Consider the following 14,562-nt stretch of genomic DNA (forward strand, 5'->3'; position numbering starts at 1 on the left):
TGGACCCGGTCCCGACATGGGTGTGTCATGCCGGCGAAACAGCCTCTCCCTAATTTCTGTCACTCGACCGAAATCAGTGACAGGGGCTGCCATGACCGCCACCACACCCACGGACATACCACCCCCGGCGACCGGGGAGGGCCCCAGCGACTCCGCCGAGCTGGCCGGCTTCGGCTACCGGCAGGAACTGCACCGCACCATGGGGCGGTACGCCTCGTTCGCCGCCGGGTTCTCCTTCATCTCCGTGCTCACCACGGTCTTCCAGTTCTTCGCCTTCGGCTTCTCCTTCGGCGGCCCGGCCTTCTTCTGGACCTGGCCGGCGGTGCTGGCTGGCCAGCTCATGGTGGCGCTCTGCTTCGCCGAACTCGCCGCGCGCTACCCGCTGTCGGGGGCGATCTACCAGTGGTCGACCCGGCTCAGCAGACCGGTCTTCGGGTGGTTCGCCGGCTGGTTCATGGTGATCGGCCAGATCGTCGTGGTGGCCGCCGCGGCGCTGGCGCTCCAAGTGGTGCTGCCCGCCATCTGGAGCGGCTTCCAGCTGATCGGCACCGACGCCGACCCCACCTCGGCCGACGGCGCGGCCAACGCGGCGGTCATGGCCCTGCTGCTGCTCGCGCTGACCACGGCGGTGAACCTGCTGGACAACCGCGTGATGTCGGCCGTCAACCGGGTGGGCGTCACCGCCGAGATCATCGGGGCGGTGCTGATCGTGGTGCTGCTGTTCACGCACGCCGAGCGGGACCCCGGCATCACCTTCGAGACCGGCGGGGAGGGCGGCGCGCTCGGCGCGCTGCTGGTGGGCTCGTTCACCGCGGCCTACGTCCTGATCGGCTTCGACAGCGCGGGCGAGCTGAGCGAGGAGACCCGCGACCCCCGGCGCACCGCGCCGCGCACCATCCTGCTCGCGCTCTCCGCGGCCGGAGTGCTCGGCGGTCTGCTGCTGCTCGGCGGGGTGCTGGCCGCGCCGAGCCTCACCGACGGCCGGCTGGGCAGCGAGGGGCTGTCCTACGTGCTGACCAGCACGCTCGGCGACGGCCTGGGCCGGGTGCTGCTCGCGGACGTGGTGGTCGCCATCGTCGTGGCCACCCTGGCCATCCAGACCTCGGCGTCCCGGATGCTGTTCTCGATGGCCCGCGACGGAATGCTGCCCGGCGCGCGGCGGCTGGCGCGGGTCTCGCCGCGGACCGGCATGCCGACCGGGCCGGCAGTGCTGGCGGGCGTCGGCGCCGCGGCGATCTGCCTGCTGAACCTCGCCTCGCCCGAGGCGTTCCTGGCCATCGGCACCACCTGCGTCGCGATGCTCTACCTGGCGTACGCGATGGTGACCGGCCCGCTGCTGCTGCGGCGGCTGCGCGGCGGCTACGGACGCGGCGCGGGCACGGCGGGCATCGCGGGCACGGGAACGGACGCCGCGCGGCCGCTGTTCTCGCTGGGGCGCTGGGGGGTGCCGGTCAACGTCCTCGCCACCGCGTACGGCGTGCTGATGACGGTCAACCTGGCCTGGCCGCGCGCCGCGGTGTACGACCCGGCGGGCGGGCACTGGTACTTCCAGTGGTTCACGGTGCTGTTCCTCCTCGCCACCGGCGCCGCCGGGGCGGGGTGGCTGCTGTTCCGCCGCGGCGCGGCGGGCGTGCCGGGCGCGCCGGCCACGGCACCGGCCGAGGCGCCCGCCGCGCACGGCTGACGCGGCCGGCCCGGCGCGGTCAGGGCGCGCCGGGCGGCGCGGCGACTCCCGCGATGCGGAGCGCCGCGTCCGCCGTCGCCGCCGCGAACGCGGCCACCGTGCGTCCGGCGTGCGGCCCGTCGGACGCCTGCGCGGCGTGGGACCGGTGGACCAGGATCACGCCCTCGATCAGTCCGAAGACCAGGTCGGTGCGGAGCGCCAGCTCCTCCTTTCCCAGGGCCGCGCCCGGCCCGGTCGCGGCGAGGAGCGCGCCGTACGCCTCCCGCAGCTCCGCGCGCACCCGGCGGAAGCCGGCGAACCGGTCACCCCTGACCTCGGGGAGCAGGTACAGGCTGCCGAGGTTGTGCGCGCCGCCGCACAGGAGCTCGACGTCCGAGCGGCACAGCTCCCACAGCCGCTCCTCGGCCGTGCGGTCCTCCTCGGCGAGCAGCCGCCCGGCCAGCGCGAGGGAGGGGGTCACCGTCGATTCCAGCAGCTCGGCCAGCAGGTCCTCCTTGCCGCCGACGTAGTGGTACATCGTCGCCTGCCGCATGCCCGCGCGCTCCGCGATGGCCCGGGTGGTGGTGGCCGCGTAGCCGTACGAGGTGAACAGCGCGGCGGCGGCGTTCAGCAGCTCCTCGCGCGCGGAGAGTCCGCTCTCCGGCCGCTGCGCCGCGCGCGGCCGGCCTACCCGTCGCCCCGTCGAACCCATGGCATCGATCGTCGCACAGGGCCGGGCCGGCGATCTTGCCCAGGCTCCCGTAACTGGGCCGTAACGGGCGGGCAATGCGCCCGAATCGGCCCGCTCCTTAAATTCTGTCAAGCGACAGAAATTCGACGGAGGCAGGCGGCGGACGCCCGAGCGCACGCCGCCGGGGAGCCGGAGGCGTGAGCGATGGCGACAGCGACGACACACGGGGCCCGGGAGCACGCCCGGGCCCAGGCGGGCACCCGGGCCGAGGCCATGCCGGTGGTGCCGGCCACCGACCTGCCCGCGCCGCCGGACGCGGCAGGTCCCCTGGTCTGGGCGGAGACCGTGGCCGGCGGCGGCTACACGCACCGGGTGCTCGCCCGCGGAACCGAGCTGCGGCTGACCGACCCGCAGGGCGACGCCTGCGCGCACCTCGTGCTGTTCGCCGACGGCCGCCCCTGGGAGCGGCTGAACGTCGCGGACACGATGAAGGTGCAGTGGAACGCCTACCTCACGGCCGGCCGGCTGCTGCTGTCCGATCAGGGCCGGGTCCTCGCCTCGCTGCTCACCGACACGGCCGGCGGCCGGCACGACGCGCTGTGCGGCACCTCGGCCCGGGCGCTGAACGCCGCCCGTTACGGCGACGGCGCCCCGCACTCCGCCACCCCGGCGGGCCGCGAGCTGCTGAAGCTCGCCGCCGCGAAGAACGGCCTCCAGCCGCGCGACCTGCCGCCCTCGGTCTCCTTCTTCCAGGGCGTGACGGTCGGGGACGACGGCACCCTGGCGTTCACCGGCTCGGGCGGCCCCGGCGGCTCGGTGACCCTGCGCGCCGAGCAGGACCTGATCGTGCTGCTCGCGAACGTTCCGCATCCCCTCGATCCGCGCGCCGAGTACCGCTGCACCCCGCTGGAGATGGTGGCCTGGGCCGCCGCGCCCACCGCGCCGGGCGACCCGCTCTGGGACGCCACTCCGGAGGGCCGCCGCGCCTTCCTCAACACCGCCGAAGCGCTCACCTCCCGGGGGATCCGATGACCAGCACCGTCGTCGCCGCCCGCGCCGCCTGGTCGGGGATCGTCCCGGCCGGCCGCCGGCTCGCCATCACCGACCTGCACGGCAACCAGGCCGTCGACTTCCTGGTGTTCGACGCCCGGGACACCGCCGTGCGCTACAGCGCGCCGGACACCGTCCTGGCCCAGGGAAACATCTTCCTCACCACCGGCAGCGTCCTGATGTCGAACGAGCACACCCCGCTGATGACCGTCACCGAGGACACCTGCGGCCGGCACGACACCCTGGGCGGCGCCTGCTCCAAGGAGTCCAACACCCTGCGATACGGCCACCACACCTGGTCGCAGCACGCCTGCGTGGACAACTTCCTGATCGAGGGGGCGCGTTGGGGCCTGGGCAAACGCGACCTGGTCTCCAACGTCAACTGGTACATGAACGTCCCGGTGGAGCCCGACGGCACCCTGGGCATCGTGGACGGCATCTCCGCTCCCGGCCTGCGCGTCACCCTCCGGGCCGAGACCGACGTCCTGGTCCTGATCTCCAACTGCCCGCAGATCAACAACCCCTGCAACGGCTTCGAGCCGACCGCCATCGAGCTGACCGTCATGGACGGAGCGGCGGAGTGACCGGCGGGATGACGGGCGCGCCGAACGGCACGGCGGCCGGCGCCTTCGACACCGTGCTGGTCGCCAACCGGGGCGAGATCGCCGTCCGGGTGCTGCGCACCGCGCGCCGGCTCGGGCTGCGCACCGTCGCCGTCTTCTCCGACCCCGACCGAGCGGCGCCGCACGTCCGGCTCGCGGACGAGGCGGTCCGCCTCGGCCCCGCGCCCGCCAAGGAGTCCTACCTCGACCCCGAACTGATCCTGCGGGCCGCGAAGGACACCGGAGCCGGCGCGATCCACCCCGGCTACGGCTTCCTCTCCGAGGACGCCGGATTCGCCCGGCGCTGCGCCGCCGCCGGGATCGTCTTCGTCGGCCCGACCCCCGGGCAACTGGACCTCTTCGGCACCAAGCACACCGCGCGGGCCGCCGCCGAGGCGGCCGGCGTCCCGCTCGCTCCCGGCACCGGGCTGCTGCCGGACCTGGCCGCCGCGCTGCGCGCCGCCGGGACAATCGGCTACCCGGTGATGCTCAAGGCCACCGGCGGCGGGGGCGGCATCGGCATGCGCGCGGTGCACGACGCGGCCGGGCTCGCCGACGCCTGGCATCAGGTGCGCCGCACCGCCGGTGCGGCGTTCGCCACCGCCGGGGTCTTCCTGGAGCGGCTGGTGGAACGGGCCCGGCACGTCGAGGTGCAGGTCTTCGGCGACGGCCGGGGGCGGGTGGTCATCCTCGGGGACCGCGACTGCTCGCTCCAGCGCCGCAACCAGAAGGTCGTCGAGGAGGCCCCCGCCCCCGGCCTGCCCGGCGCGGTCCGCGCCCGGCTCCACGACGCCGCCCGGGCGTTGTGCGCCTCGGTCGGCTACCGCTCGGCGGGCACGGTCGAGTTCGTCTACGACGCCGCCCGCGCCGAGGCGTACTTCCTGGAGGTCAACACCCGCCTCCAGGTCGAACACCCCGTCACCGAGGCGGTGTTCGGCGTCGATCTGGTCGAGTGGATGCTGCGCCTGGCCCAGGGCGACACGGCCGTGGTGCGGGACCCGGGCCCGCCGCGCGGGCACGCGGTGGAGGCCCGCGTCTACGCCGAGGACCCGGCGCGCGACCACCGCCCCAGCGCCGGACTGCTCACCCGGGTGGAGTTCCCGGCCGGCGCCCCGCCCGGCCTCCGGGTCGACTCCTGGATCGAGACCGGGACCGAGGTGACCACGGCCTACGACCCGCTGCTGGCCAAGGTGATCGTCCGGGACGACGACCGCGCCGGGGCGCTCGCGGCCCTGGACCGCGCGCTGGCCGGGACCCGGATCGACGGCATCGAGACCAACCTCGGCCTGGTCCGCGCCGCCCTGCGCGAGCCGTCCGTCGCGGCGGCCACCCACTCCACGGCCACCCTCGCCACCTGCCACGACCCGACGCCCCGCGTCGACGTGCTGGCCGGCGGCACCCTCACCACCGTCCAGGACTGGCCGGGGCGCACCGGCTACTGGGGGGTGGGCGTGCCCCCTTCGGGGCCGATGGACGACCTCTCCTTCCGCCTGGGGAACCGCGCGCTGGGCAACGCCGAGGGCGCGCCCGGACTGGAATGCGTCCTGGAGGGGCCACGGCTGCGGTTCAGCCACCCGACCACCGTCTGCGTGACCGGCGCGCCCGCCCCGGTGACCGTCGACGGCGCCGCCGCGCCCCAGTGGGAGCCGTTCACCGTCCCGGCCGGCGCCACCCTGGCGGTCGGCGCGCCGGACCGCCACGGGCTGCGCACCTACGTGCTGTTCGCCGGCGGCGGGCTGGACGTGCCCGCGTTCCTCGGCAGCGCCGCCACCTTCACGCTGGGCGGCTTCGGCGGACACGGCGGCCGGGCGCTGCGCACCGGCGACGTCCTGCACGCCCGCCCGGCCGCCCCCGGCGCGCCGCCGGCAGCCGTACCCGCCGGGGAACGGCCCGGCTTCCCCGGCGTCTGGCACCTCGGCGTGGTCGAAGGCCCGCACGCCGCACCGGAGTTCTTCACCGAGGAGGACATGCGGGCGTTCTACGCCGCGGCGTGGAAGGTGCACTTCAACTCGGCGCGCACCGGCGTCCGGCTGGTGGGCCCGAAGCCGCGCTGGGCACGCGCGGACGGCGGCGAGGCCGGGCTCCATCCGTCCAACATCCACGACACCCCGTACTCCGTCGGCGCCGTCGACTACACCGGCGACATGCCGGTGCTGCTCGGCCCCGACGGGCCGTCGCTGGGCGGCTTCGTCTGCCCCGCGACGGTCGTCACCGGCCAGCGCTGGAAGCTGGGGCAACTGCGCCCCGGCGACACCGTGCGGTTCGTGCCGGTGACCGACCGGGCCGCCGCCGCGCTGCGCCGTTCCCCCGCCGCCCCACCGGCCGCGGACCGCGCCGCCGTGGTGGACGGCGGCGTGCTGGGGCGCGGCCCGGACGTGACCTACCGCCGCGGCGGGGACGACAACGTCCTGGTGGAGTACGGCGAGATGCGGCTGGACCTGGCCCTGCGGATGCGGGTCCACGCGCTGACCGAGGCGGTGACGGCCGCCGGCCTGCCGGGCGTGCGCGACCTCACCCCCGCGATCCGCTCGCTCCAGATCCGGCTGGACCTCGCGGACCCGGACGCCCTCTCCCAGGAGGCACTGGTGGCCGCGCTCGCCCGCATCGAGGCGGGGCTGCCGCCGGCCGAGGAACTGGTGGTGCCCTCCCGCACCGTCCACCTGCCGCTGTCCTGGGACGATCCCGCCACCCGGGAGGCGACCGCCCGGTACATGGCGGGCGTGCGGAGCGACGCGCCCTGGTGCCCGTGGAACATCGAGTTCATCCGCCGGATCAACGGCCTGGCCTCGGCCGAGGAGGTGCACCGCACCGTCTTCGAGGCGGAGTACCTGGTCCTCGGCCTGGGTGACGTCTACCTGGGGGCGCCGGTCGCCACCCCGCTGGACCCCCGGCACCGGCTGGTCACCACCAAGTACAACCCGGCCCGCACCTGGACCGCCGAGAACTCCGTCGGCATCGGCGGCGCCTACCTGTGCGTCTACGGCATGGAGGGCCCCGGCGGCTACCAGTTCGTGGGCCGCACCACGCAGGTGTGGTCGGGCTGGCAGCAGCGCGGCGCGTTCCGCGACGGGCGGCCGTGGCTGCTGCGCTGCTTCGACCGGATCCGGTGGTATCCGGTCGGCGCCGAGGAACTTCTCGAACTCCGCGCCGACATGGCGGCGGGCCTGTTCGCGCCCCGGATCGAGGAGGGCACGTTCGCGCTCGCCGACCACGAGCGTTTCCTGGCCGGGAACGCCGCCTCGATCGCGGAGTTCCGGGCGCGGCAGGCGGCGGCGTTCGCCGCCGAGCGGGCCGCCTGGGAGGCGTCCGGCGAGTTCGCCCGAGCGGCGGCGGTCGCGGCTCCCGCCGCGCCGCCGGCCGCTGTCACCGTGCCGCCGGGCGGGCGGCTGCTGGAGGCCGAGTTCGCGGCCTCGGTCTGGCAGGTGAACGTCGCGCCCGGCGAGCGCGTCAGCGCCGGACAGCCGTTGCTCGCGCTGGAGGCGATGAAGATGGAGACGCCCGTGCACGCGCCCGCCGACGGCGTGGTGGCGGAGATCCTGACGGCGGCCGGCGCCCAGGTGGCGGCCGGCACCCCGCTGCTGGTGCTGGCCCCGCCCGCGGGCGCGCCGGGGTGAGCCCGGGGGCCCGTGAGGCCCGTACCGAACGCGCCGTGACGCGCCGGCGCGACCGTCTGGACGCGCTGTCCGCGCGAGCCCGGTCCGGAGGACGTGGGCCGGTCCGGGCCATCGGCCGCCTGCCGCACGCCCGCTCCCCTGTCCCCGCCTCTGCCGAGGAGCCCGTCATGTTCCCCAGCGCACTCGACCGCGTCCGCGCCGCCTACCGGCGCATATCCGAAACCGGCCGTCCCGAGATCTGGATCAGCCTCCGCCCGCAGGCCGAGCTGGAGGCCGAGGCCCGCGCCCTCGACGCCCGCCGCCCGGGCGACCCCGGCGACCCGGACGGTGGAGCCGCCGCCGGCCCCGGCGGGGAAACGTCCGGGCGCACCGCCGACGCAACGTCCGGCGACGCCGCGCTCCCGCTCGCCGGCCGGCTCCTGGCCGTCAAGGGCAACATCGACGTGGCCGGGCTGCCCACCACGGCCGGCTGCCCCTCGTACGGCTACCTGCCGGACCGCGACGCCCCCGTCGTGGCACGGCTGAAGGCGGCCGGGGCGCTGGTCCTGGGCACCACCAACATGGACCAGTTCGCCACCGGCCTGGTCGGCACCCGCTCCCCCTACGGCGCGGTGCGGAACGCGCACGCCCCGGAGCGGATCTCCGGCGGCTCCAGCTCCGGTTCCGCCGTCGCGGTGGCGCTGGGCATCGCCGACCTGGCGCTGGGCACCGACACCGCGGGCTCCGGCCGGGTGCCGGCCGCGCTGAACGGCATCGTCGGACTCAAGCCGTCGCGCGGCCTGCTGCCGACCGACGGCGTGGTGCCGGCCTGCGCGAGCCTGGACTGCGTCAGCGTCTTCGCCCGCACGCTCCCCGAGGCGCGGCTCGCCCTGGCGCTGGCCGCCGGGCCGGCCGGCAGCGCGGCGCCCCGGCGCGCCCCCGGGCCCTGGCGGGTCGCCGTCCCGCCGCTCGCGCAGCTCGGGCCGCTGGACCGGGGCTGGGCGGCGGCCTACCGGGCCGCCGCCGCCCGGCTCGCCGCGGCGGGGGCGCGCCTCGCCGCCGTCGACCTGACCGCGTTCACCGAGGCCGCCGCCCTGCTGTACGAGGGCGCGTTCGTCGCCGAGCGGTACACCGCCGTCGGTGCCTTCGTCGACCGGGGCGGCCCCGGCCTGGACCCGGTGGTCGCGGGGATCATCGGCCGGGCCCGCGACATCCCCGCCCACCGCCTCTTCGCCGACCAGGCCCGGCTCGCCGCCCTGCGTGCCACGGCGCTCGCCGCCCTGGGCGACGCGGACGCGCTGCTGCTGCCCACCACCCCGGACCACCCCACCCTGGCCGAGGTGGCGGCCGACCCGCTGGGCGTCAACGCCCGGCTCGGCCGGTTCACCAACTCCACCAACCTCTTCGACCTCGCCGCGGTCGCCGTCCCGGCCGGGGAGCCGCACGGCCGCCCCTTCGGCGTCATGCTCATCGGCCCGGCCGGCACCGACGACCGGCTGGCCGCCATCGCCGGCCTGCTCCCCCCGCCCAGCCGGCTCGCGGTCGTCGGCGCGCACCTGACCGGCCAGCCGCTCAACCCCCAGCTCCTCGCCCTCGGCGGCCGGTTGCTCCGCACCACGGCCACCGCCCCGGTCTACCGGCTGTACGCGCTGCGCACCGAGCCCGCCAAGCCCGGTCTGGTCCACGTCGGCGCGGGCGGCGCCGCCATCGAGACCGAGATCTGGGAGCTTCCCCCGGCCGGCCTCGGGGAGCTGGCCGGCGCCCTGCCCCGCCCGATGACGATCGGCCGGGTCACGCTGGCCGACGCGACCACCGTCCCCGGCTTCCTCTGCGAGCCCTCGGCCCTCGACGACGCCCTCGACATCACCTCCTACGGCGGCTGGCGGGCCTACCTCAACCGCTGACCCCGGACCGCGGCGCCGCTCCCCTGGGACTGCGTCGGCACCAGCGAGGAACGGGCGATCCCGGGCGACCAGGCCGAGCCGCCGCCGAGGGGCAGCCATCGGCACGCAGGACCTCGCGAGGTGGACCGCGCACCCGCGGGGCCGGCCGGAGCCGTCCCGGCCCTCTCGCGGGTCCGCCGGCCCGCGGGCCCTACCAGGCGACGGGCAGCTCCTGGAGGCGGTGGAAGGGGCGGTTGGGGCGCACGCTCAGCTCACCGGGTGGGACGGCCGGGCGGAGGGCGGGGAAGCGGCGCAGGAGTGCGGCCAGGGCGATCCGCAGCTCGGTGCGGGCGAGTTGCTGGGCCAGGCACTGGTGGCTGCCGTAGCCGAACGCCAGGTGCGACATGGCGTTGGCCCGGCCGAGGTCCAGCCGGTGCGGGTCGGCGAAGCGGCGGGGGTCGCGGTTGGCCGCGCTCAGCGAGATCATCACGTTCTCGCCCTTCCTGATCACCTGCCCGCCGATCTCCACGTCCTGGAGGGCGGTGCGCAGCGGCCCGTGCTGGGTGACGGAGAGGAACCGCAGCAGCTCCTCCACGGCCGCGTCCGTCAGCCCGGGGTCGGCGCGCAGGGCGGCGTGGAGGTCGGGGCGCTCGGTCAGCAGCACGGCGACGCTCATGGTCAACTGGGCGGCGATGGAGTCGAATCCGGCCACCAGGAGCATGAACGCCAGGCCGCTCGCCTCCTCGTCGGTGACCGGGTCCCGGGCGTGCACCAGGCCGCTGAGGATGTCGTCGCCGGGCTCGGCGCGCTTGAGCGCCACCAGCCGGCCCATGGAGGCGGCCAGTTGGGCGAACGCCTCCCGCCGTTCGCCCACGTTGCCCCCGTCGCGGAAGGTGCTCCACTGCTCGATGTCCCGCAGGAAGCGCCCGCGTTCGCCGAGGGGGACCCCGAGCATCTCGCAGATCACCCGCAGCGGGATGGGCACCGAGAAGGCGGTGTGCAGGTCGACGGGCGGCCCGCCGGCCTCCATCGCGGCCAGCCGCTCCTCGGTGACCTGCCCGATCCAGGAGGCCAGCAGACGCATCCGGCGCACGGAGAACTCCGCGGAGACCAGCCGCCGGTAGCGCCGGTGCGCGGGTTCGTCCATCATCGCGAAGACCCCGGGCGGGGCCGGGCGCGGCCCGCCCTCCTCCCGCATCGCGGACAGCGGGGGGTGCCGCAGCTCGGCCCGGGAGCTGAACCGCTCGTCGGCGAGGACCGCGCGGGCCTCGGGGTAGCCGGTGACCAGCCAGCCCAGGTGCCCGTCGGCGTAGCGCATCCGGGCCAGGGGCTGCCGCTCGTTGAGCCGGGCCAGGCCGGGCGGCGGCCCGAACAGGCCCTCGCGCTCGGTGGTGTAGACGACCGGCGCCTCCTGTTCCTCCTCGCGGCTGACCGCCTGCGCCTGGTGCGTCACTGCCCCTCCGGCCCGTCGGATACGTCTCCGCCACTCGCGGCATGCCTCCCCGATGCTGCAACTGCCGTGAGGGCCCGGGCCGTTGACCGGTCTCTTCCGGCCATCCCGATCGCCGTCCACCCGGCGCGGCGCTCAAGCAGGAACGTTCTCCCGAGTCCGGGATCATGGCCGAACCCGGATCGCTCCATCGAGCGTTTTCCGGCGCCCGCCGTGTACCCGCTTCTTCGCCGCGGAGGAGCGGGGGACGGAGGAAGGGACGGCAGGAACTGTGACCGCGGGGGCTCAGCGGCCGTTCGCCGCGCGGGCGCGGTGCCAGGCGCCGTCGGCCAGCAGACGCAGGCCGTTCAGGCCCACGAGGACGGTGGAGCCCTCGTGCCCGGCGACGCCCAGCGGCAGCGGCAGGTGCCCGGCCAGGTCCCAGACGACCAGGCCGCCGATGAAGACGGCGGCGATAAGCAGGTTCTGCAGCACCAGGCGCCGGGCCCTGCGGGAGAGCGCGACCACGGTGGGGATGGTGGCCAGTTCGTCGCGCACCACGATGGCGTCGGCGGTCTCCAGGGCGAGGTCGGAGCCGGCCCGGCCCATGGCGATGCCGGTGTGGGCGGCCGCGAGTGCGGGGGCGTCGTTGACGCCGTCGCCGACCACCAGGACCCTGCGTCCTGCCCGCTCCAGCTCCTTGACGGCGGCGACCTTGTCCTGCGGGAGCAGGCCCGCGCGGACGTCGGTGATGCCCGCTTCCTCCGCCAGGCGGGCGGCGGCGCGCGGGTTGTCGCCGGTGACCAGCACCGGGGTGCCGCCGACGAGCGCGGTGAGGGCCTTGACGGTGGCGGCGGCGTCCTGGCGCAGCCGGTCGGCGATGCCCAGCACCCCGGCCGGGGTGCCGGCGACCTCGACCAGGACGGCGGTGCCGCCCTCCTCCTCCAGCCGGGCGGCGACCGCGGCGGCGGCGTGACCGGCGCGCTCGCGGAGCAGCCGGGCGGGGCTGCCGACCGTGACGGTCCTGCCCTCGACGATGGCCGTCACGCCGGTGCCGGGGGCGGAGACGAAGCCCTCCGCCACGGGGATGGCCAGGCCGCGCGCGCGGGCGGCGTCCACGACGGCGTGGGCCAGCGGGTGCTCGCTGGGGTGCTCGGCCGCCGCCGCGATCCGCAGCAGCTCATCCTCGCTGAGGCCGGAGGCGGGCAGCGGGTGGATGGCGGTCACCCGGGGGGCGCCCTCGGTCAGGGTGCCGGTCTTGTCCAGCGCCACCGCGTCGATCCGGCCCAGCCGCTCCATCACCACGGCGGACTTCACCAGCACGCCGTGGCGTCCGGCGTTCGCCATCGCGGACAGCAGCGGGGGCATGGTGGCCAGCACCACCGCGCACGGGGAGGCGACGATCATGAACGTCATCGCCCGCAGCAGCGTCGGCCGGAACGCCGCGCCGAACAGCAGGGGCAGCGCGAACAGGAGGACCGTCGCGGCCACCATCCCGATCGAGTACCGCCGCTCGACCTTCTCGATGAACAGCTGGGCCGGCGCCTTGGTCCCGGAGGCCTCCTCGACCATGGCGACGATGCGGGCGATCACCGAATCGGACGGGTCGCGCTCGACCTTCACCCGCAGGGCGCCGGTGCCGTTCACGGTGCCGGAGAACACCTCGTCGCCCGCCCGCTTGGCCACGGGCAGGGGCTCGCCGGTGATGGCGGCCTGGTCCACCTCGCTCGCGCCGTCCAGGACGCGGCCGTCGGCGCCGATCCGCTCGCCCGGGCGCACCCGGATGGTGTCGCCCACGGCCAGCCGCTCGGTGGGGACCGTCTCCTCGCTGCCGTCGTCCAGAAGGCGGGTGGCGGTGGCGGGGGCGAGGTCGAGCAGGCCGCGGACCGAGTCGGCGGTGCGGGCGGTGGCGATCGCCTCCAGCGCGCCGGAGGTCGCGAAGATGACGATCAGCAGCGCACCGTCCAGCACCCGCCCGATCGCCGCCGCCCCCAGGGCCGCGACGACCATCAGCAGGTCCACGTCCAGCGTCTTGTCCCTCAGAGCCCGCAGCCCGGCCCAGCCCGGCTCCCAGCCGCCGGCGCCGTAGGCGAGGGCGAACAGCGGCCCCCAGGACCACGCCGGCGCGCCGAGCAGGTGGAGCGGGAGCGCGATCAGGAACAGCGCCAGGGCCGCTGCCGCCCAGCGGGCCTCGGGCAGCGCCAGGATCCGGGTGCGCCGCGGGGGCGCGACCGCGTCGCCCGCGCTCGTGTCACGGGACGGCGGGCGGGTGAGGGCGGAAGACATCGGAACAGGGGTCCTTCGCAGGGGGAAGGAGGACGGGCAGCGTCGAGCCTCCCCATCGTAACAGGAATACATGAACATCTATTCATTCATATGTCGTGCGGGGTCAGGCTCGTGGCCGCGCTGCGGGCCCGGGGTCCTGGAAGACGAGGGCGACCTGCTGCGGCAGGCTTTCGGGCGGGATGTCCCGGACGTCGGCGCTGCCGACCTCGACGGTGCCCTCGGTGGCGTCCCGGAAGCGGAGGGCGAGGCGGGCCGTCAGCGCGGGAGGCGCCCGGCCGCCTCCCGGATCGCGTGCGCCAGCGTGGCGGGGGCGGTGCGGTGGGCCGTGTGTCCTTCCCCGCGCAGCGTGACCATGCGGGCGTCCGGCAGGGTGGCCGCGAGGTCGGCCAGCCGCTCCCGCAGCGAGGCCGAGGTCCGGTCCCCCTCCACCAGGGTCGTCGGGACGGCGAGCCGCCGGTAGCGGTCGACGCCGACCCCGAGCGCATCGAGCGCGTCGATGTCGGCGAGCCCGGCCTCCACCCTCGCGGCGAACGACGTCCGCGCCTCCGAGCGCGCGAGCACCTCCTCGACGCGTTCCGGCGGTTCGCGGGCGATGTCCCGCAGATGGATGCGCAGCGCCTCGCCGGGACTCCCCGCGGCGAAGGCCGCGCGGGCGCGGCGGGCCGCCTCCGCCCCGACCAACGAGTGGGAGGGCACCGGGGGTTCGTAGAGGAACAGGCCGGCCGCCACCCCCGGCGCCCGCACCGCGGCCTCCAGCACGGCGATCGCCCCCGAGGAGTGCCCGGCGAGGAGCAGGGGCCGGTCCAGGAGCCCGGCGATCGCGAGAATGTCCTCCGCCTCCACGGCCACGGAGTACGACGGCGGAACGCACGTCCCGGGGACGTAGATGCGGCGCGCGAGCCGCACCACCCGGAAGTCGCGGCTCAGCGACCGGGCGACGCCCTCCCAGGCCGCCGGGCTCTCGCCGCCTCCGTGCACGAGGAGGAGGCTCGGCCCTTCGCCGTCGTCCAGAGCGCTGACGGACGCGCCATCGGCGGATCTCGCGAGAAGTTCAGCCATACCCACCAGTGTGAGGCGCCCGCCGACCGGTGCTCAACCGAACGCGGGGGCCGGGGCGTCGGGCCAGGCGGAGGGGACGTCGCAGTCCGAGACGTGGAAGCCGTCGCCGGCGGCCACCTCGCCCCACGTCGACCGGTCCGCCTCGTCCTCGCGGAGGAGAGCCGAAATGCGCCTGGCTCGCGGGGCGGCCGGTCGACCATCCTGGCTGGGGCTGCGGGGGCCGCGATCGTTCAGGGAGGGGGCGCCGGGTGCGCAGGGGCGGCAGGGGTGGCAGGAATCGCGGGGGTTCGCGCACGACGGCGCAGA

General features: G+C 76.0%; 9 protein-coding genes. 5 read left to right on the plus strand and 4 right to left on the minus strand.

All coding sequences use genetic code 11. The features are described from left to right. The first annotated feature begins 91 nt into the window (after nt 1-91). The gene (locus RM780_RS17425; RefSeq protein ID WP_311631667.1) at nt 92-1,684 is read left to right on the plus strand and encodes an amino acid permease; all 1,593 of its coding nucleotides are present in this window, start codon (nt 92-94) and stop codon (nt 1,682-1,684) included. Nucleotides 1,685-1,703: 19 nt separating this feature from the next. Here RM780_RS17425 and RM780_RS17430 read toward each other — a convergent pair whose 3' ends face one another. Beyond that, nucleotides 1,704-2,375, minus strand: coding sequence for a TetR/AcrR family transcriptional regulator (locus tag RM780_RS17430; protein WP_311631668.1), 672 nt, complete (start codon nt 2,373-2,375; stop codon nt 1,704-1,706). Nucleotides 2,376-2,558: 183 nt separating this feature from the next. On the opposite strand from RM780_RS17430, the gene RM780_RS17435 reads away from it, so the two are divergent. The 4 genes from RM780_RS17435 (at nt 2,559) to RM780_RS17450 (ending at nt 9,503) form a co-directional block, all read left to right on the plus strand. After that, nucleotides 2,559-3,386, plus strand: a complete 828-nt coding sequence (locus tag RM780_RS17435; RefSeq protein WP_311631669.1) for an urea amidolyase associated protein UAAP1 — start codon at nt 2,559-2,561, stop codon at nt 3,384-3,386. Beyond that, nucleotides 3,383-3,988, plus strand: coding sequence for an urea amidolyase associated protein UAAP2 (locus RM780_RS17440; protein WP_311631670.1), 606 nt, complete (start codon nt 3,383-3,385; stop codon nt 3,986-3,988). Before RM780_RS17435 ends, RM780_RS17440 begins: the two co-directional genes overlap by 4 nt. Nucleotides 3,989-3,996: 8 nt before the next feature. After that, nucleotides 3,997-7,620, plus strand: a complete 3,624-nt coding sequence (gene uca, locus RM780_RS17445) for an urea carboxylase (protein ID WP_311631699.1) — start codon at nt 3,997-3,999, stop codon at nt 7,618-7,620. Nucleotides 7,621-7,787: 167 nt separating this feature from the next. Next, nucleotides 7,788-9,503 (plus strand): allophanate hydrolase, encoded by a 1,716-nt coding sequence (locus tag RM780_RS17450; protein ID WP_311631671.1) that lies wholly within the window; start codon nt 7,788-7,790, stop codon nt 9,501-9,503. Nucleotides 9,504-9,693: 190 nt separating this feature from the next. Here the strand turns inward: RM780_RS17450 and RM780_RS17455 are convergent, their stop codons facing one another. From RM780_RS17455 to RM780_RS17465, 3 genes are all read right to left on the minus strand, one after another. Next, on the minus strand, nt 9,694-10,935 hold the full coding sequence (locus RM780_RS17455; protein ID WP_311631672.1) for a cytochrome P450: 1,242 nt from the start codon (nt 10,933-10,935) through the stop codon (nt 9,694-9,696). A 282-nt stretch (nt 10,936-11,217) separates the two neighbouring features. Further along, entirely contained in the window at nt 11,218-13,197 is a 1,980-nt protein-coding gene (locus RM780_RS17460) for a heavy metal translocating P-type ATPase (RefSeq protein WP_311631673.1), read from the minus strand. Nucleotides 13,198-13,452: 255 nt separating this feature from the next. Beyond that, entirely contained in the window at nt 13,453-14,256 is an 804-nt protein-coding gene (locus RM780_RS17465) for an alpha/beta fold hydrolase (RefSeq protein ID WP_311631674.1), read from the minus strand. Nucleotides 14,257-14,562: the final 306 nt, after the last annotated feature.

This window comes from Streptomyces boetiae, assembly GCF_031845405.1.
GTDB classification, from domain to species: Bacteria; Actinomycetota; Actinomycetes; order Streptomycetales; family Streptomycetaceae; genus Streptomyces; species Streptomyces boetiae.

Coding starts and splice junctions, on each gene's coding strand:
- RM780_RS17465 (WP_311631674.1), bottom strand. CDS start 14,256: ATGGCTGAACTTCTCGCGAGATCCGCCGATGGCGCGTCCGTCAGCGCT.
- RM780_RS17460 (WP_311631673.1), bottom strand. CDS start 13,197: ATGTCTTCCGCCCTCACCCGCCCGCCGTCCCGTGACACGAGCGCGGGC.
- RM780_RS17425 (WP_311631667.1), top strand. CDS start 92: ATGACCGCCACCACACCCACGGACATACCACCCCCGGCGACCGGGGAG.
- RM780_RS17450 (WP_311631671.1), top strand. CDS start 7,788: ATGTTCCCCAGCGCACTCGACCGCGTCCGCGCCGCCTACCGGCGCATA.
- RM780_RS17430 (WP_311631668.1), bottom strand. CDS start 2,375: ATGGGTTCGACGGGGCGACGGGTAGGCCGGCCGCGCGCGGCGCAGCGG.
- RM780_RS17435 (WP_311631669.1), top strand. CDS start 2,559: ATGGCGACAGCGACGACACACGGGGCCCGGGAGCACGCCCGGGCCCAG.
- uca (WP_311631699.1), top strand. CDS start 3,997: ATGACGGGCGCGCCGAACGGCACGGCGGCCGGCGCCTTCGACACCGTG.
- RM780_RS17440 (WP_311631670.1), top strand. CDS start 3,383: ATGACCAGCACCGTCGTCGCCGCCCGCGCCGCCTGGTCGGGGATCGTC.